The organism is Streptomyces sp. NPDC043867, assembly GCF_056435845.1.
Genome location: NZ_JBWKDS010000010.1, coordinates 72,441 through 90,167 on the forward strand (window position 1 = coordinate 72,441; position 17,727 = coordinate 90,167).

Here is a 17,727-nt window from a genome sequence, read left to right on the forward strand (position 1 = left end):
CTGTGCGATCCGCACACGGTCGCCCCTCCGCCGGTCCGGAACCTTCTCAGCTCGGAAGGGCAACGCCGAATGCGTAATTCCCCGAGTCGTCTGCTGCGCCGTGCCTTGGTGGGCTGCTTCGCCCTGACCTCGCTCTGGGCACCCGGCGGCCTCGCGACGGCCGCCCCGGCCGCCGCCGAGGCCGAGAGCCTCGCGTTCACGCAGCGGTATCACGCGCTCCAGCACGGCGGGATCGTCCGGGCGGCGAACTCGTCCATCACCTGCCGTACGGCACCCGCGCGCGGCCCGAAGTCCGGCCGCGCCTCGGGGGCGTCGCCGTGCGCTGCCGCGCGAGCGGGCGGAGCGGCCGCGAACAACGACTTCGACATGTTCTACATCGACGTCGACAAGGACCCGAACACCTACAACTCCAGCCGGGGCGAGGTCCGTCTGCCCAAGGGCGGGCGGGTCACGTACGCGCGCCTGTACTGGGGCGGCAACCTCCGGGTGGGCGAGCAGAAGCCGCCGAAGGACAACGCGCGGGTGCTGGTGGCCGAGCCGGGCGGGGCGTACAAGGCCGTGCGGGCGGACACCGTCGTCGGGCACCGGGTGGCACGCGGGGCGGACGCGTTCCAGGCCTCCGCGGACGTCACCGGGCTGGTGCGGGCGAGCGGTTCGGGGCTCTACACGGTGGCGCAGGTCAACGTGGCGATGGGCCGTTCGGCGGCCGGTGCCTGGGGCGGCTGGACGCTGATGGTGGCGTACGAACGGGAGTCGGAGCCGCTGCGGCACCTGGCGATGTGGGACGGCTTCGCCCCGCTCGGGCCGGGCGCGGACCAGGTGATCGGGGTCCGGGGACTGCCGCTCGGCCGGGGCGCCCGTGGCCGGGCGGGCCTCGTGGCCTACAACGGGGACGCCGGCCGCGACGGCGATTCGCTCACGGTGTCGACCGGGCGCGGTGCGACTGCTCTGAGCAACGCCGCCAACCCCGCCGACGACGTGCTGAACTCCACGATCAGCGAGCCGGGACCGGGCGCCGCGAAGCGGACGCCCGGCTACCGGAACACCCTCGGCTACGACTCCGACGTCTTCGATCTGGGCAGCGCCCTACGGCGCGGCGGTGACCACTTGGCCTTCCGGCTCGTTGCGCAGCGGGACGCGGCCTGGGCCGGTGCGCTCTTCGTCGCTGTCGACGCCAAGCAGTGACGCGCTCCCGCCGGCGCCGTCCGTGAGCGAGGAACCGCGTATGCCACTGCCACCGACCGACCCAGCGACGCGGGTCCTGCACGTCACCCAGCCCGTCGACGGCGGCGTCGCCCGCGTCGTCACGGACCTGGTGCGGGCGCAGCTCGCCGCCGGACTGCACGTCACGGTCGCCTGCCCGGACGGCGGCGGGCTCGCCGACACGCTCCGGATGCTCGGCAGCGACGTACGGCCGTGGCGGGCGACGCGTTCGCCGGACGGCGGGCTGGCGTCGGAGCTGTGGCAGCTCGGCAGGATCGTCGAGGAGACGCGGCCGGACGTGCTGCACGCGCACAGCGCCAAGGCGGGACTCGCGGTGCGACTCGCCCTGCGGGGCCGGCTGCCGACCGTGTTCCAGCCGCACGCCTGGTCGTTCGAGGCGGTCGGCGGTGTCACCGCCTCGCTCGCGCTGCGGTGGGAGCGGTGGGGAGCACGCTGGGCCACCCGGGTGGTGTGCGTCAGCGAGGCGGAGCGCAGGACCGGGGCGCGGGCCGGGGTGGCCGGCCGGTGGCGGGTGATCCCCAACGGCGTGGACCCGGCGCGCTTCCGTCCGGCGGACGCGCGGGCCGTGCGGTCCGGGATCCCGCTGCTCGCCGGGGCGGGCGCCGGGAGTCCGCTGGTGGTCTGCGTGGGACGGCTGTGCCGGCAGAAGGGGCAGGACGTCCTGCTGGCGGCGTGGAACTCGGTGGCCCGGCGGATGCCGGGAGCCCGCCTGGTGCTGGTCGGGGACGGCCCCGACGGCCCGGAACTGCGCGCTCGCGCCCCCGGATCCGTACTGTTCGCCGGGGCCGCCGCGGACGCCGTGCCCTGGTACCAGGCCGCCGACCTGGTGGTGCTGCCGTCCCGCTGGGAGGGGATGGCGCTGGCGCCGCTGGAGGCGATGTCCTGCGGGCGCCCCGTCCTGATCACGGACGTCGACGGCGCCCGCGAGAGTCTTCCGCCCGGGCTCCAGGACCGGTGCCTGGTACCCGCCGAGGCGCCGGGCCCGCTGGCCGACGCCCTCTGCGGTCTGCTGTCCGACCCACCGCTGCGCGAGTCGCTCGGCCGTCGGGGGCGTCGCCACGTACTGGCCACGCACGACGTGCGGCGCATGGCCGACGCGGTCACGGCCGTGTACGGCGAGCTGCTCGTCGCACAGCCCGCCAGGCGCCGCAGGGCGTCCGCCGGGCACGCCGAGCGCGCGGAGTTCGCCGCGCGCGGGGCACACAACGAGTGCAGGGAGTCCATCCACACGTGACTGCGGAAAGCACCGTTCCCTCCCCCGGCGCACAGCCACGGGAGCACGGATTCTCGCCCGTCTCGGTCATCCCTCCGCGCGAGGCCGCCGACGGCTTCAGATTTCCCGCCGGCCGGCGGACCTTCGTACGGCGCACCTCGCGCTGGCCGCTGCCCGCGGTGGACGCCGGTGCGGCCCTGTGCGCGTCCCTGGCGCTGACCGGGACGCAGCGGCATCCGCTCCTCGTCGGCCTGTTGCTGGCCGTGGTGGTCGCCCTGAACGGGCACGCGTCGCTGTACCGGCCGGCCGCCGTGCCCGCCGTCCTCGACGAACTGCCCGCCGTCTGCGCGCGCGTCGCGGTGGGCTGGTGCGTGCTGGCGGCCCTGGTGGCCGCGCTCGCGCCGGCCCACGCGCTGTCCGTGAGGACGCTGGCCCTGGGGTGCGTGCTCCAGTCGGCGGTGAGCTGCGCGGGCCGCGGCACGGTCCACTGGCGGCGGCGCAGGGCCCTGGTCCGGCGTCCCGGAGCGGCCCTGGTGATCGGCCCCGCCGCCACGGCGCAGCGGGTGGCCGCGGCGTTCCTGCGGCACCCGCGGTGCGGGGTGCGGCCGGTGGGCATCGTCGACCGGCAGCCGTCCGGGGGCGAGGGGCTGCCGGTGCTGACCACTGGCGAGGAGGTGCAGCGGGCGCTCATCCAGAACGGCGTCCAGGACGTCCTCGTCGTCGGGCGCCGCGCCGAACACACCCCGCTGCTGCGCGCGTTGGGCGAGTCCGGGTGCGCGCTGTGGGAGGTCGACGCCGACTCGCCGTCGTACGACGTGCACGGCGAGCGGCTCGCCGGGTTCTCCTGCCGGCGCGTCAGCGTGACCGGGCCCCGGGGCAGCGCCGGCAAACGGCTGCTCGACGTGCTGGTCTCCGGGGCGCTGCTGCTGACGGTCAGCCCGCTGCTGCTGGTGTGCGCGGTCGTGCTGCGGCTGGCCGACGGGCCCGGGGTGGTCTTCCGGCAGGAGCGCATCGGCAAGGACGGGCGGCCCTTCACGCTGCTGAAGTTCCGCACCCACCGCCCCGTCGACGCCCATGAGGCGGCGACCCGGTGGAGCGTGGCGAACGCGCACGAGATGAACCCGTTCTGCCGCTTCCTGCGCCGGACCTCGCTGGACGAGCTGCTCCAGCTGTGGAACGTCCTGCGGGGCGACATGAGCCTGGTCGGCCCGCGTCCCGAACGCCCTTATTTCGTGGCCCAGTTCAGCCAGACGTATCCGGGTTACGCGAGCCGTCACCGGATGCGCACCGGCGTCACCGGGCTCGCCCAGGTGCACGGGCTGCGCGGGGACACCTCCATCGAGGACCGCTGCCGCTTCGACAACGCGTACATCGACGACTGGTCGCTGTGGCAGGACATCTGCATCCTGCTGCGCACCGTGGTCGCCGTCGTCCGTCCGACGGGGAGCTGAGCCCGTGACCGTCAGGTGGACGCCCGTCGTGCCGGTGGTGGCGGTGGTCGCGATGCTCGCGCTGCCGGTGGCGCCCGGCGGCGAGGGCGGCGCGACCGCCGCCGACGCCGTCTCCGGGCTCCTGGTGGCGTACTGCGTGATCCGTCTCGTACGGCAGCGGCGGCGGCCCCTGACGCGGACGGCCGCGGTGATCCTCGCGCTGCCCGTGGCCGGTTTCGCGGTCGCGGCTCTCGGGGCGGCGTCGCCGGGTGCGGGGCTCACCGGGTTCGGCCGCTATCTGCAGATCTTCGTGCTGGTCCCGGCCGCCGTGGTGCTGCTGCTGCGGGACCGGCGCGACTTCCGGCTGCTCGCCTGGGCGTTCGTCGCCCTGGCGCTGTGGCAGGGCGCGCTCGGGGTGCACCAGTACGCCACCGGGACCGGTGCCTCGTACATGGGCGAGGAGATCCGGGCCGTGGGCACGTTCGGGGCGGCGGACGTCATGGGGATGGCGACCGTGGTGGCGTTCGGGCTGGTGTGCGCGGTCGGGACGGCGCTCGGGACCGGCCCGGCCCGGCAGCGGGCCGTCGCGGCCGCGTGCGCGCTCACGCTGCTGGCGCCGCTCGCGCTGTCCTTCAGCCGCGGCGCGTGGATCGCCACGGCGGTGACGGTCGCGGCGCAGCTGGCGCTGGCCGGGATGCGGCGCGCGCTGAAGGTGGGCCTGGCCGTCACCGCCGTGGCCGTCGTCCTGGTGGGCGGGGTCGGTGTGGGTACGGCCATGCTCCAGGAGCGGATCACCAGCATCACGCAGGTCACGGACGCGCCCGACCGGTCGGTGACGGACCGCTACACGATGTGGGCCGCCGCGGTCGACATGTGGCGGGAGCACCCGGCGGCCGGGGTCGGCCTGAAGGGCTTTCCCGAACACCGTGACGGGCACGCCTCGTTGGCGCTGTCGTCGGGCAGCGACACGGAGGGCGCGGGCGCCGCGTTCCGCAAGCAGCCGCTGCTCTCCCCGCACAACATGTACCTGCTGGTCCTCAGCGAGCAGGGCCTCATCGGGCTGCTGGCGCTGGCCGGGAGCTGGCTGGCGCTGCTGGTGTGCGCGCTGCGCGGGCTCGTCCGGGTGCGGCGGCGGGACCCGGCCGGTGCGGCTCCCGGCGGCGGACCGGGGAGCGGGCACGGGCTCGACTGCGCGCTCGTGTCCTGCGGTCTGCTGGTCTGGCAGCTTGTGGACTTCGCGTACGGCGACATCGGCGGGCCCTCGACCGTGCTGACCGCCGTCTGCTTCGGGCTCGTGGCCTGGTGGGCGCTGATGGATCCCGCCTCCGCGGCGCCGGGCGGCGCGGCGGCCGGGCCCGGCGGTGCCGCCGTCCGGCCGGGCGTGACGGTGGGTCCTTTCGGGGAGGCCGCGGCGCGATGAAGGTGACACCCCCTCGGTCCGACGACGCGACGACGGTGCCCGCGGCACGCGGCGCTTCCCCGGCCGCCGGTACGGATACCGGCACGGATGCCGGCACGGATGCCGGCACGGATGCCGGCACGGATGCCGGTACGGCAGCTGGTGTGGCCGCCGGCACCGGCGCGGACACGGCCGCTGGTATTGGCGACGCGGACGCGGTGGCCGGTACGGGCACCGACACCCGTACTGCTGCGGACGCGGTGGTGGTCGCGCCCGCCGGTCCCTCCTCGCAGCGCTTCCTCGCCAAGGCCGCTCTCGTCACCGTCGGCCTGTCCATCGTCGGCGCCCTGCTGGGCCTCGGCCGGGACCAGGCACTCGCGCACCTCTTCGGGGCCGGCAGCGAGACGGACGCCTTCCTGATCGCCTGGACCGTGCCGGAGTTCGCGGCGACGCTGCTGATCGAGGACGGGCTGGCCTTCGTCCTGGTGCCGATGTTCAGCCGGGCCGTGGCCCGCCGGGCCCGGGGGGCCGCCGGGGACCCGGTGCACTCGCTGGTCTCCGGCACACTGCCCCGCCTGACCGCGGCCTTCACCGCGACGGCTGCGCTGCTGATCGCCGGGGCGCCGTACGTCGTCGAGGCGCTGGCGCCCGGGCTGCCCGACCCCGGGCTCGCGGTGGACTGCACGCGGCTGACCGCGACCTGTGTCCTGAGCTTCGGGCTGGCCGGCTATTGCAGCGCGGCCCTGCGCGCGCACCGCCGGTTCGTCGCGCCGGCCGCCATCTACGTCGCGTACAACACCGGCATCATCACCGTCATGTTCGTGCTGGGCGGGCGCTGGGGCGTGCGGTCGGCGGCGGCCGGGGTCGCGGTGGGCGGCGTCCTGATGGTGCTGGCGCAGGCGCCGTCGCTGTGGCGGCAGCTCCGGGGGCGACCGCGGCACGGCCGGCACGGCAGACAGGACGGGACGGCCGACAGCTGCCCGGACCGGCCCGCGCCCGGACCCGCACCGGCCCACGGATCCCCCGCCCCGCCCGCGCCGGGCGCCGGGAACGCCGACGGTCCCGCGGCGGATTCCGGGAACGACGGGTCCGCCGCGCGCTCCATGGACCTGGTCCTCGTCGCCGCGGTCCTGCTCTTCGCCCTGTTCCGCCAGTCGCAGGTACTCGTCGAACGCTTCCTCGCCTCCTCGCTCCCCGCCGGGGCGATCTCGCATCTGAACTACGCCCAGAAGGTCGCCCAGATGCCGATGGTGCTGTCGCTGATGCTGTGCACCGTCACCTTCCCGGTGGTGGCGCAGGCGCTCGCGGAGGGCGACACCGAGCGGGCCCGGGACCGGGTGGAGTGCGACCTGGCCGTCGTGTCGTGCACCGTCCTGCTCGGCGCCGCGGCGGTCGTCGCCTGCGCCCCCCAGATGATCCAACTGCTGTTCGAGCGAGGCGCGTTCGGCGCCCAGGACACCGCGGCCACCGCCGCCGTCATGCGCGTGTACGCCCTCGGCCTGCTCGGCCACACCCTCGTCGGCGCGCTCGTCCGTTCGTACTTCTCGGCGGGCCGGCCCACCTGGTACCCGATGTGCGCGATGGCGGCGGGGATCGCCGTCACCGGCGGCGTCGGCGCGTGGGCCGTCGGCCCCTGGGGCGTGTGCGGGATCGCCGCCGCCAACGCCCTCGGCATCACCCTCTCCGCGCTGCTCCTGCTCTCGGGCATGGGCCGGCGCGGGGTGCCGATCCGCACCCGGCAGGTCGTGGCCGAGATCGGCCGGCCGGTGCGCGCGGCGGTGGCCGCGGCGGCCGCGGGGGCGTTCTGCGCGAGCCGCACGGACTCCCCGCTGCCCGGTCTCGCCGTCGGCGGCTCGGCCGTCGTCGTCGTCTTCGTCCTCGTGGCCTGGGCGCTGAACGCCCAGGCCGTCGCACCCGCCCTCCGCTCCGTGACCCGAAGGCTTCCGTATGTCCGTTTCCGCTGACCCGGCACGAGTTCGACGTGCCTCCAGACACACCGGCACTCCCCCGTGGGTGGCGATGTACCACTCCGTGGGCGACTGCTCCGACGACCCGTACCGCATCACCGTCTCGCCCGACCGCCTCGACCGCCAGCTCGGGCTGCTGCGCCGGAGCGGACTGCGGGGCGTGAGCATGGGCGCACTGATCGCGGCCCGGGCCCGGGGCGAGGGGCGGGGCCTGGTGGGCCTCACCTTCGACGACGGGTACGCCGACTTCGTCGAGCACGCCCTGCCGCTGCTGCGGCGCCACGACTGCGGGGCCACCCTCTTCGTGCTGCCCGGCCGGCTGGACGGCGACAACGCGTGGGACCCGCTCGGCCCGCGCAAGCCGCTGCTCGGCAAGCAGGGCATCCGCGTCGCCGCCGCCTCCGAGGGCATCGAGATCGGCTCGCACGGCCTCACCCACGTGGATCTGACCCGGGCCGACGACACGCTCCTGCACGCCGAGGTCGCCGACAGCCGAGCGCTGCTCTCGGACCTGATCGGCGCTCCCGTCGACGGGTTCTGCTATCCGTACGGCACGGTCGACCGGCGGGCCGTCGACGCCGTACGGGCGGCGGGCTACCGCTACGCCTGCGCGATCGACCCCGGGCCCCTGACCGGCCCCTTCGCCCTGCCCCGCGTCCACGTCGGCCAGAACGACACCGCCGTGCGCCTGCTGCTCAAGCTGAAGCTCCACCGGCTGCGCCGCCGCCCCGCCGAGGGGGTCTGATGAAGGCCCTGCACGTCATCACCGGCCTCGGCGTCGGCGGCGCCGAACAGCAACTGCGCCTGCTGCTGCGGCACCTGCCGGTCGACTGCGACGTGGTGACCCTCACCAACCCGGGCAGCGTCGCCGACGGTCTCGCCGACGACGGTGTCCGCGTCATCCACCTCGGCATGACCGGCAACCGCGACCTCTCGGCACTCCCCCGGCTGGTGCGGATCATCCGGGCGGGAGGCTACGACCTCGTCCACACCCACCTCTACCGGGCCTGCGTGTACGGCCGGATCGCGGCCCGGCTCGCGGGAGTCAGGGCCGTCGTGGCCACCGAGCACTCCCTCGGCGACTCGCAGATGGAGGGACGGGCGCTCAGCACGGGTGTCCGCGCCCTGTACCTCGCCAGCGAACGGCTCGGCAGCTCCACCGTCGCCGTCTCGCCCACCGTCGCCGACCGGCTGCGCCGCTGGGGTGTGCCGGGGCCGCGCATCGAGGTCGTGCCGAACGGCATCGACGTGAGCCGTTTCCGCTTCGACCCGGTGCTGCGCGCACGCACCCGCCGCCGGCTCGGGCTGCCGGCGGGCGCGTACGTCGTCGGCGGCGTCGGCCGGCTCACCGCGGGCAAACGCTTCGACGTCCTGGTCCGGGCGCTCGCCCGGCTCCCCGACGACTACTGGCTGCTGCTGGTCGGCGGAGGCGCGGAGGAGAGCGTCCTGCGGCGCGTCGCGCAGCGCGCGGGCGTGGCGGACCGTGTCCTGCTCACCGGCGAACGCCCCACGGGCGGCTTCCCCGGTGCCGACCTTCCGTCGCTGATGGCGGCGATGGACACGCTCGCCTCGCCGAGCGCGGAGGAGGCGTTCGGGCTCGCCGTCGTCGAGGCCCTGGCCGCCGGACTGCCCGTGCTGTACGTGTCCTGCCCGGCGATCGAGGACCTGCCGCCCGGCGCGGCGCTCGGCGCACGGCGGGTGCAGGGCGGCGCGGAGTCGTTCGCCCGGGCGCTGGATCAGGTCCGCGCCGAGGGCCCACGGCCGCGTACGGCGCCCGAGGCCGCCCACCACTACTGCATCACCCGCAGCGCCGCCCAGCTCATGGACGTGTACGCGGCCGCGGTGTCCCGCACCTCTCTGGGAGTGAGTTCCTGATGACCGACAACCACACCGGCTCCCACCGCCCGGCCGCCCGGCCCGGCCCGGCCCTGTCCCGGGCCCGGGCCCTGCCGGCGTGGGCGCTGCTCGCGGGCGGCGCCCTGCTCGGCGCCCTGGCCGGCGGCACGTACGGCGTGCTGACCCCCGCGACGTACACGGCGACCAGCTACGTCGTCGTCGTACCGGCCGGGCAGGCGGACCCGGCGTCGGCGCTCGGCTTCGCGCAGGCGTACGGCCGGGTCGCCACGCAGCTCGCGGTGCTCGGCGACGCCCAGGTGTGGGCCGGGGTGCCGGTCAGGACGCTCCGGGAGAGCGTGCGGACCGCGACCTCGCCGGACGCCCCGATGGTCTCCGTGACGGCCACCTCCTCGCGTCCGGACCTGGCCGCCGACATGGCCAACGCCGTCTCGCGCTCCCTGACCCGGCACGCGAACGACACCAAGGGCAGCACGCACGTGGAACTGCTGCAGTTCTCGCGCGCGGTGAAGCCGGCCGAGGCCTCCTCGGCGTCGCCCGCGGTGACGGGCCTGGTCGGCGCCGCCGCGGGCGGGCTGCTGGGCGGGCTCGCGCTGCTCGTCCGGCCCCGGCGGGCGGCGGACGACGCCGCGCGCGCCGCGTCCGTGCCGAGCCCGGCCGTCGCCGCCGACGCGCACGGACAGCTGTGAGCACCGGGCAGGCCGCCGGCGTCGCGGCCGACGGGACCACCACAGGGCCGGTTCCGGGCATCGTCCCGGGCCCGGCGCCCACCACGGGTACCGGCGCCGAGCGCGGCACCCGCGGCACTCTGGCGGCCGAACTGGTCACCGGCGCGGACGAGTTCGCGGAGCTGGGCCCGGCCTGGGAGCGGCTGTACCGGCGGTGCTCGGCGGCCACCCCGTTCCAGAGTCACGCATGGCTGCACTCCTGGTGGCTCTCGTACGGCACCCCGGGCGCGCTGCGGCTCGTCGTGGTCCGGGAGGGCGGCGAGCTGCGCGCCGTCGCGCCGCTGATGCGCGTACGCCGGCCGCTGCCCGTCCTCGTACCGCTGGGCGGGGCGATCTCGGACTACGCCGACGTGCTGCTGGACGACGAGCACGCGGACCGGGCGGCGTCCGCGCTCGCCGAAGGGCTCGCCGCTGCCGCCCGCACCGCCCTGATCGACTTCCGCGAGGTGCGTCCGGGCGGCGCGGCCGAGCGGTTCTACGAGCAGTGGAGCGGACCGCGGCGGTGCGAGCGGGACTCGGTCTGCATGGAGCTGCCCGCCCTGCCGATGGAGGAGCTGCTGGACCGGCTGCCGCCCTCGCGCGCCCAGCGGGCCCGCTCCAAGCTGCGCAAGCTCGCCGCCCTCGGCGTCCGGCACCGCGTGGTGGGCCACGACGGCGTGGAGGCGGCACTGAACCGGTTGCTGGAGCTGCACCGGCTCCAGTGGCAGGGCCGCAGGGTGACGTCCGAGCACCTGCGGCCCCGGTTCCGCACCCACCTGGTGCGGGCGGTGAGCCGGATGGTCCGCTCCGGGGACGCGCTGGTGACCGAGTTCCTGCTCGACGGCGAGGTCGTGGCGGTCGATCTCACCCTGCTGTCGCGGCGGCTCGCGGGCGGCTATCTGTACGGCTCGGATCCGCGGCTGCGCGAACGGAAGGCGGACGTGGCCACCATGCTGCTGGACGCGACCGCGCGGCAGTCGGTCGGCGGCGAACGGCAGGTGCTGAGCCTGCTGCGCGGCGCCGAGTCGTACAAGCACCGCTGGCGGCCCGAGACGGTCGTCAACCAGCGACTGCTGCTCGCCCGCCGTCGTACGGCGCCGCTGCTGGCGGTGGTCGCCGCCGGTGTGGCAGCCCGCGGACTCTGCCGGGACCTGGTGCACCGCTGGAGGGAGCGCGGTGGCGACGGGTCCTGAACGAAGCGCCACCGTCCGGAAGTCGCCCCACGGGGGGAGCGCCCGGCGGGCGCTCCCCCGGCGGTCACCGGTTGCGCGACCACCAGTCGAAGCGGAGGCAGAGCTTGCCTCCGATCCAGTACTCGACCCAGTCGCCCAGCTCCACCGGCGAGCAGTTCACCGGACGCCCGGGAGTCGGAGTCGGGGCCGTCGGGGGTGTCTTCGTCGGCGGTGCGGTGGGCTCCGGTGCCGGATCGGTGCGGCCGGAGAGCATGTCCCGGTAGACCTGCGACGCCTTCGGGTTGTCGTCGCACTGCCACACGCCGTGCGGGCAGTAGTCGGTGACGGTGTGGTAGAGCGGCTGGTGCTCGTCCATCCACGTGAGCATGCGCTTCATGTACGTCGCGTTGTCGCCGTTGCGGAAGAGTCCCCATTCCGGATACGAGATGGGCTTGCCGTGGGCCTTCGCGAAATCCACGTGCGCCTGAAGGCCGTAGGGCTCCGTCACCTGTTCGTCGAATGACATACCCCGCGGCTGGTCGTACGCGTCCATACCGATGATGTCGACCGTGTCGTCCCCGGGATAGCACTGCGTCCAGGGAATGGCGTCCCGGCCACGGTTCGGAGTGAAGTCGAACCGGAATTTCTGGCCCGGCACCGAACGCATGGTCGTGACAATTCTGTTCCAGTACTTCTTCCACGCCTCCGGATCGGGACCGCAGCGATGGGTGTACGTGATGCCGTTCATCTCCCAGCCGAGCACCACGACGGTGTCCGGCACCTCCAGCGCGACCAGCCGTTCGGCCAGCACGCGGAAGTGCTCGTCGTAGGCGCCGGACGCGCCCTCGGCCAGCAGTCGCCGCACCTCGGCGTCGGAGACGTGCCCCTCGTTGCGCTCCATCATGGGGACGTTGAGGACCAGAAGCCGGTCGGCCTTCTCGCGGCGCCAGTCCGCCCAGGCGTCGAGGAAGCCGGGCGGTCCCTCGATGTTGCTCCAGAGATCGCCCGGCAGGTACGTGTGGGCGACGCGGAGTTCGGCGCCGCCCAGCCACTCGCTGAACCGGGCGATCCGGGCCACGCCCCGGGGGCCGTAGTCGAGGTAGGCGCCGAAGGCGGGCCGGGGAGCCGCGGGTTTCGGCTCCGAGGGCGCGGTCGTCCCGCTCTGTGGGAGGGGTGGCGGGGTGAGCGGCGGACCGACCGGCGGGGTGGCGGGCGCGGGAAGCGTCACCGGGCCCGAGGCGGCGGGCGCCGGCGCCGCGGCGGGTGGTTCCGCGGCGGGTGGTGTCGGGGCGGGTGTCGCCGAGGCGGGTTCCGGCACCGGGGGTTCGGCGGCCCCTCGTGCCCCCGCGCCCACCGCGTGTCCCGGTCCCGACGCCAGGGCGAGCGACGCGACGATCGCGGCCGCGACGAACGCCGACCGTCCGGCCCGGGGCCGTCGTTGCTGTGCGGCCATACCTGCTCCTCTCTCCACGCTTCTCCGCTGTCTCTCCGGCGAGCTGTGCCGTCATGCGCTGGTCCATCCACTGACACTCAGTCATATAAATGCGAATTCCGCCAACCGAGGTGCCGGAATTCGCGTGCTCCGATCACCCGCACGGGTGAGCCGAACTGAAGGAAATGCCCGTGTCGCTTCTCGACAGCCGCGTCCCCGCCGTTCTTCTGCGGATCGACCGGAATCCCTTTCATCACGGAACACTGGGCGCGGTGCGCTCCCTCGGGCGTGCGGGTGTGGACGTGCACGTGGTCGCCGACTGCGCCGGAAGTCCCGTACGCAGGTCGCGATTTGTGACCGAGCTGCATCCGCCGCCACCGCCCGGCGCGTCCCGCCGCGACATCGCCGCCACACTGCTGCGCGTGGCCCGGCGTGTGGCGCGTCCCGCCGTCCTGATCCCCATGGACGACGCGAGTGCCGTCGCGGTGGGCCATCTGCGCGAGGAACTGACACCGGGCTACCTGCTGCCGCGGCAGCCGGGCCCGCTCGCCGAGTCCGTCGCCGACAAGGCGGAACTGGCCGGCCTGTGCGCCCGTACGGGCATCGCCCACCCGGTGACGCTGGTCCCGGACAGTGCCGCGGAGGCGGCGGCGGCGGCCTGGCGGCTCGGGATGCCCGTGGTGGCGAAGTGGAGCCGCCCGTGGCTGGTGCCGGCCGGAACCGGGCTGCGCAGCACGGTGATCGTGCACTCGGCCCAGCAGGCGCAGACGCTGTACCTGCGGTCGGCGGAGGCGGGCAGCCGGCTGCTGCTCCAGGCCTTTCTGCCGCCCGGGCCGGACCGGGACTGGTTCTTCCACGGGTACGCCGACCGGTCGGGGGCCGTGCGGGCCGGCGGTCCGGGCCGCAAGCTGCGCGCCCAGCCGCGGGGCGCGGGCCTGACCGCCGTCGGCCAGTGGATGCCGAACCCGCGGGTGCAGGAGCTCGCCGAGCGGCTCGCCGGGGAACTGGGCTACCGCGGCATCTTCGATCTCGACCTGCGCCGGGAGGGCGCGGCCGGGCGCTATCACCTGCTCGACTTCAATCCCCGCCCCGGCGCCCAGTTCCGGCTCTTCACCGACGCCTCGGGCCTGGACGTCGTACGTGCCCTGCACCTGGACCTGACGCACCGTCCGCTGCCGGACCCGGCGCCGCGGCCCGGGCGGACGTTCGTCGCGGAGAACTACGCCCCGCTGACCGCGCTCGGTACGCGGCCCGGCGGGCGGGAGCTGGCCTGGCACGCCCGCGACGACCTGGCACCCGGGATCGCGCTGTGGGCCCTGTGGTCCCGCCATGTGGCGGCGCGCCTGCTGGACCGGGCGCCGGGCACCGCGACCGCACCACGGCTCCCCCGGCCCGCGCGACCGCCGGACACCAGGAATCCGTTGTCCGATGACGTGAGGCCGGTGTGCGACGCGCGTCCGCCGGCCGACGACGAGAAAGCGAGTACGTGCTGATGTACGACCTGCTGGTGGTGGGGGCCGGTCCCTACGGCCTGTCCATCGCCTCCCATGCCGCGGCCGCCGGTCTGAGCCTGCGCGTCTTCGGCAGACCCATGGCGTCGTGGCGGGACCACATGCCCCGCGGCATGTTCCTCAAGTCCGAGCCGTGGGCGTCGAATCTCTCCGACCCGCAGGGCCGGCTGCGGCTGGACATGTACTGCGCCGGGCAGGGGGTGCGGGCGGGGCACGGGCAGCCGATCCCCGTGGAGATGTTCGCCTCGTACGGCCTGTGGTTCGCGCGTCACGGCGTGCCCGGCGTCGACGAGCGCACGGTGACGCGCGTCCACACCGTCCCCGGGGGTTTCGAGGCGGTCACCGAGGACGGCGAGGTGGTGCGGGCGCGGACGGTGGCCCTGGCCGTGGGTGTCCTGCCGTTCGTCGAGATCCCGGCGGCGCTGCGCCACCTGGACCCCGAGTACGTCTCGCACAGCAGCCACCACGGCGACCTCGCCCGGTTCCGGGACCGGGACGTCACGGTGGTCGGCGGTGGCCAGGCGGCGCTGGAGACGGCGGCGCTCCTGGCGGAACAGGGCACCCGGGTGCGGGTGCTGGCCCGCGCGGACCGGCTGCGCTGGAACGAGGTGCCCCCGCCCTGGGAGCGCCCGTTGTGGCAGTCGCTCCGGGCCCCGCACAGCGGCCTCGGCTGCGGCTGGCGCAACTGGTTCTACGCCGAGCGTCCGGGCCTCTTCCGCCGGCTCCCGGCGCCGACGCGCGCCCGCGTCGCGGCGACGGCCCTCGGCCCGGCGGGCGCCTGGTGGGTGCGCGACCGGGTGGAGCCGGCCGTGGAGGTGTTGCTGGGGCGGGAGGTGGCGGCGGCGCACGACGCCAGGGGGCGCGTCCGCCTGGAGACGGTGAGCCGGACCGGTGAGCTGACGGTCCTGGACACGGAGCACGTCATCGCGGCCACCGGGTTCCGGGCGAGCCGCGAACGGCTCGGGCTGCTGGCGGACGACGTCCGCGGCGGCCTGGAGACGATGCCGGACGGATCGCCCTACGTGGGGCGGGACTTCGAGTCGTCGGTTCCCGGGCTCTTCATGGCCGGGCTGGTGACGGCGGCCGGCTTCGGGCCCGCGATGCGCTTCGTGCACGGTGCCTCGTTCACGGCGGGCACGCTGGTGCGCGGGGTGCGCCGACGGCTGCACGCGGGGCCGCGGGACGGGCGGGTCCCGGCGCCCGCACTCCGCTTGCCGGACGGGGCGCTGGACACGGCAGGGCGGTGAAACGGGCTTGGGTGCCGGGCAGGCGCGTCCGGCACCCAAGAGCACCTACCGACGGGACGCCACTCGGCTTCGCCGGTACAGGACGGCCCCACCGATCAGCAGCGCGGCACCGGTGGCCCCGGCGGCGAGCACGCCCTCACCTCCGGTTTCGGCCAGCGAGGACGAGGCCCCGTGGGTGGAGTCGCCCGGGCCCTCCGGCGTGTCGGCGGGCGGCTGGGCCCGGGTGTGCTCGGGAGGCGTGACCGGCGAGTCACCGGGCGGCCGCTCGGACGGGATGTGCGGGTGGGTGTCGTGCGGGTGCCGGTGCGGCTGGGTGCCTCCGGCCTCCTGGCCGCAGCGGTTGCCGAACGCCGGGTTCAGCAGGGCGATCACGTCGACCGTGTTGCCGCACACGTTCACCGGTACGTCCACCGGGGCCTCGGCGTTGTTGCCGCTGCCGACGCCGGGCGAACCCTGCGCGACGCCGTGCGCCGAGGAGCCGGAGTGCCCGTGCGAGCCCGGCGCGTCCCCGTACCCGGCACCCTCGCCGTAGCCCCCGCCGTGGTGGGAGGGCCGGTGAGGAGCGCCGTGGGATCCGTGCGCACCGCGGGGAGCGGAGATGTTGGCACACGAGTTGCCGAAAGTTGGATTCAACGCACCCACCACGCTGACGGAGTTGCCGCAGGCGTTCACCGGCACGTGCACGGGCACCGACACGTTGTTGCCCGACGCGACACCGGGCGAGTCCGACGTGGCTCCGCCCGCATGCGAGTCCGCGAAGGCGGGGGTGCCGTACATGGACACGATGCCCGTCGCGGCCGCGGCCACGACCATTCCCCTGCTCAGAGTCTGTCGCAATGTCGTTGTCTTCCTGCTGGTAGAAGTGGGAAAGCCGGCCTTGGCACCGTGAAGGTCATCCAAGGCCGGCGTGACCGGGCCGGGCGGCTGGTGCGCTCCGACGTCAGGCGTTGACGCAGGTGTTGCCGAACGCCGGGTTCAGCAGAGCGATCACGTTGATCGTGTTGCCGCACACGTTGACGGGGATGTGCACGGGGATCTGGACCACGTTGCCCGACAGGACACCCGGGGACCCGATGGCGGCACCCTGCGCGTCGGCGTCGGCGAAGGCCGGGGCGCCCATGCCCAGAGCCATGATGGCGCCGGCGACGACAGCTGCGCTCTTCTTGTAATTCACGTGCTTTCCCTTCTCTGCGGTCATGCCCCTGTGCCGGCCGAAACCGAGCGAGCATCTGGGAAACGGCTCGCAGCACGACCTGCATGCGGTGAACGAGGACGGAGGTCCGAAGAAACTACGGAACGAAAGCCGCTTGATAATTCACTCGAACGCTCCGCACAGAAAACGACGGGTCCGGTGGGATGCACGTGGGCAAAAGCCCGGGCGGCCCGCACGGAGAGTGGCGGGCAACCCGGGCCGCACCGGGAGCGTCTCAGCCTTCGCTGTTGGCGGACAGGACCGAGATGTCCTCGAGGACGTGCGACAGGGCGCCGTCCCGCTTGGCCTGCGTCGAGTTGTCGCTGCACTGCTGAGTCAGGTCGTCCGACAGGATCGGGACGTCCTGGATCGGGACGAGGTTGAGGACGGCGACGTTGACGTCATCCAGCGCGAGGCACGGCTTGTTGAGCGTGCCCTGGACCAGCGACAGCTGCGGGCTCATGTCGCCCTTGGTCGTCGAGTTGCCGAAAGCCGACGTCGCGCCGTTGCCGTTGGCAACGGACGGTCCGGCGTCGTCACCGATGGCAAGGGCCTGGGGAGCAGCCGCCACCGTCATACCGATCACAGAAGCGGCGGCCGCCGCGGCGACCATAGCCTTCTTGAGCACTTCGTGTTCCTTTCCTCGTAGCGACGCACTGTCGTACTGCCTCATCAACCCGCCGTCACAGGATTAGTTGCGGGCGTTCACCCGGTTGGCCCCCACGAGTGCGCGACAGGGACGAGAAATCAAGGGTTTCAGCGGGTCGGCACACGCGTGGGGTATCGGCCGTGCGGGTGAACGGGAGAAACCATCCTTGCCAAACGGAGTTGGTCATGGCGCTCCGGTGGACGGGGTTTCTTAAGAAGGGACTGGCCAGTGATCAAGAAGGTTTTTGCCGCTGCGGCGATCACCGCTTCCGTCGTGGGTGCCTCCGCATCCGCGGCTCCGACGGCGATGGCGATCGGTGACGACAACGGGCCGGCCATCGCGAACGGCAACGCGGCGATGCAGAGCTTCGGCAACTCGGCCACGTACGGCAACATGAGCCCGCAGATGGCGCTCATCCAGGGCTCCTTCAACAAGCCCTGCATCGGTCTGAACGACATCAACGTTCCGATCGTCAACCTGATCCCGATCCAGGACGTCCCGATCCTCTCGGACGACCTGAACCAGCAGTGCACGGAGAACTCCACGCAGACCAAGCGCGACGGCGCGCTGGCGCACCTGCTGGAGGACGTGTCGATCCTGTCCGCCAACGGCGAGAACTGACACTCCGGGCGCGGCGAGGGGGGGGGGGGGGGGGGGGGGGGGGGGGGGGGGGGGGGCTGTCGTGTCTTTTTCCTCCTTTTCCCCCCTCCTTCCTCTCCCCCCTCCCCCT

16 protein-coding genes are annotated in these 17,727 nt (G+C 74.2%); 12 read left to right on the forward strand and 4 right to left on the reverse strand.

All coding sequences use genetic code 11. From position 1 onward, the window contains the following. Window positions 1-69 precede the first annotated feature (69 nt). The 9 genes from AC069T_RS12595 to AC069T_RS12635 all read left to right on the forward strand — a co-directional run bounded on the left by AC069T_RS12595 (window position 70) and on the right by AC069T_RS12635 (window position 10,987). Window positions 70-1,185 (forward strand): DUF3344 domain-containing protein, encoded by a 1,116-nt coding sequence (locus tag AC069T_RS12595; RefSeq protein WP_478782714.1) that lies wholly within the window; start codon window positions 70-72, stop codon window positions 1,183-1,185. A gap of 40 nt (window positions 1,186-1,225) precedes the next feature. Beyond that, entirely contained in the window at window positions 1,226-2,458 is a 1,233-nt protein-coding gene (locus AC069T_RS12600) for a glycosyltransferase (protein WP_478782715.1), read from the forward strand. Beyond that, window positions 2,455-3,888 (forward strand): exopolysaccharide biosynthesis polyprenyl glycosylphosphotransferase, encoded by a 1,434-nt coding sequence (locus tag AC069T_RS12605; RefSeq protein ID WP_478782716.1) that lies wholly within the window; start codon window positions 2,455-2,457, stop codon window positions 3,886-3,888. The genes AC069T_RS12600 and AC069T_RS12605 overlap by 4 nt, the downstream gene beginning before the upstream one ends. A gap of 52 nt (window positions 3,889-3,940) precedes the next feature. Beyond that, complete coding sequence (locus AC069T_RS12610; protein WP_478782822.1) at window positions 3,941-5,287, forward strand: O-antigen ligase family protein; 1,347 nt, start codon at window positions 3,941-3,943, stop codon at window positions 5,285-5,287. Then, window positions 5,284-7,230 carry a murein biosynthesis integral membrane protein MurJ gene (gene murJ / locus AC069T_RS12615; protein ID WP_478782717.1) on the forward strand — a complete coding sequence of 649 codons (1,947 nt, stop codon included), beginning with the start codon at window positions 5,284-5,286 and terminating at the stop codon, window positions 7,228-7,230. The genes AC069T_RS12610 and murJ overlap by 4 nt, the downstream gene beginning before the upstream one ends. A 55-nt stretch (window positions 7,231-7,285) precedes the next feature. Beyond that, window positions 7,286-7,978, forward strand: a complete 693-nt coding sequence (locus AC069T_RS12620; RefSeq protein WP_478782823.1) for a polysaccharide deacetylase family protein — start codon at window positions 7,286-7,288, stop codon at window positions 7,976-7,978. Continuing rightward, window positions 7,978-9,108, forward strand: a complete 1,131-nt coding sequence (locus AC069T_RS12625; protein ID WP_478782718.1) for a glycosyltransferase — start codon at window positions 7,978-7,980, stop codon at window positions 9,106-9,108. The genes AC069T_RS12620 and AC069T_RS12625 overlap by 1 nt, the downstream gene beginning before the upstream one ends. Continuing rightward, window positions 9,108-9,776, forward strand: a complete 669-nt coding sequence (locus tag AC069T_RS12630) for a YveK family protein (RefSeq protein WP_478782719.1) — start codon at window positions 9,108-9,110, stop codon at window positions 9,774-9,776. Before AC069T_RS12625 ends, AC069T_RS12630 begins: the two co-directional genes overlap by 1 nt. Window positions 9,777-9,895: 119 nt before the next feature. Next, entirely contained in the window at window positions 9,896-10,987 is a 1,092-nt protein-coding gene (locus tag AC069T_RS12635; protein ID WP_478782824.1) for a GNAT family N-acetyltransferase, read from the forward strand. A gap of 64 nt (window positions 10,988-11,051) precedes the next feature. On the opposite strand, the gene AC069T_RS12640 is transcribed toward AC069T_RS12635, so the two are convergent. After that, window positions 11,052-12,419: a glycoside hydrolase family 26 protein gene (locus tag AC069T_RS12640; protein ID WP_478782720.1), complete on the reverse strand. Its 1,368-nt coding sequence runs from the start codon at window positions 12,417-12,419 to the stop codon at window positions 11,052-11,054. A gap of 170 nt (window positions 12,420-12,589) precedes the next feature. Here AC069T_RS12640 and AC069T_RS12645 point away from each other — a divergent pair, with 170 nt between their 5' ends. Beyond that, window positions 12,590-13,891, forward strand: coding sequence for a carboxylate--amine ligase (locus AC069T_RS12645; protein WP_478782721.1), 1,302 nt, complete (start codon window positions 12,590-12,592; stop codon window positions 13,889-13,891). Next, window positions 13,891-15,156, forward strand: coding sequence for an FAD-dependent oxidoreductase (locus AC069T_RS12650; protein ID WP_478782825.1), 1,266 nt, complete (start codon window positions 13,891-13,893; stop codon window positions 15,154-15,156). Before AC069T_RS12645 ends, AC069T_RS12650 begins: the two co-directional genes overlap by 1 nt. Before the next feature lie 45 nt (window positions 15,157-15,201). On the opposite strand, the gene AC069T_RS12655 is transcribed toward AC069T_RS12650, so the two are convergent. The 3 genes from AC069T_RS12655 to rdlA form a co-directional block, all read right to left on the reverse strand. After that, the gene (locus tag AC069T_RS12655; protein WP_478782722.1) at window positions 15,202-15,993 is read right to left on the reverse strand and encodes a chaplin; all 792 of its coding nucleotides are present in this window, start codon (window positions 15,991-15,993) and stop codon (window positions 15,202-15,204) included. A 103-nt stretch (window positions 15,994-16,096) separates the two neighbouring features. Beyond that, the gene (locus AC069T_RS12660; RefSeq protein ID WP_478782723.1) at window positions 16,097-16,354 is read right to left on the reverse strand and encodes a chaplin; all 258 of its coding nucleotides are present in this window, start codon (window positions 16,352-16,354) and stop codon (window positions 16,097-16,099) included. Window positions 16,355-16,583: 229 nt separating this feature from the next. Then, window positions 16,584-16,976 (reverse strand): rodlin RdlA, encoded by a 393-nt coding sequence (gene rdlA, locus AC069T_RS12665; RefSeq protein ID WP_478782724.1) that lies wholly within the window; start codon window positions 16,974-16,976, stop codon window positions 16,584-16,586. Between the two features lie 249 nt (window positions 16,977-17,225). Here rdlA and AC069T_RS12670 point away from each other — a divergent pair, with 249 nt between their 5' ends. Next, a complete protein-coding gene (locus tag AC069T_RS12670; protein ID WP_478782725.1) occupies window positions 17,226-17,618 on the forward strand; it encodes a rodlin in 393 nt (130 codons plus the stop codon). The last annotated feature ends 109 nt before the right edge of the window (window positions 17,619-17,727 follow it).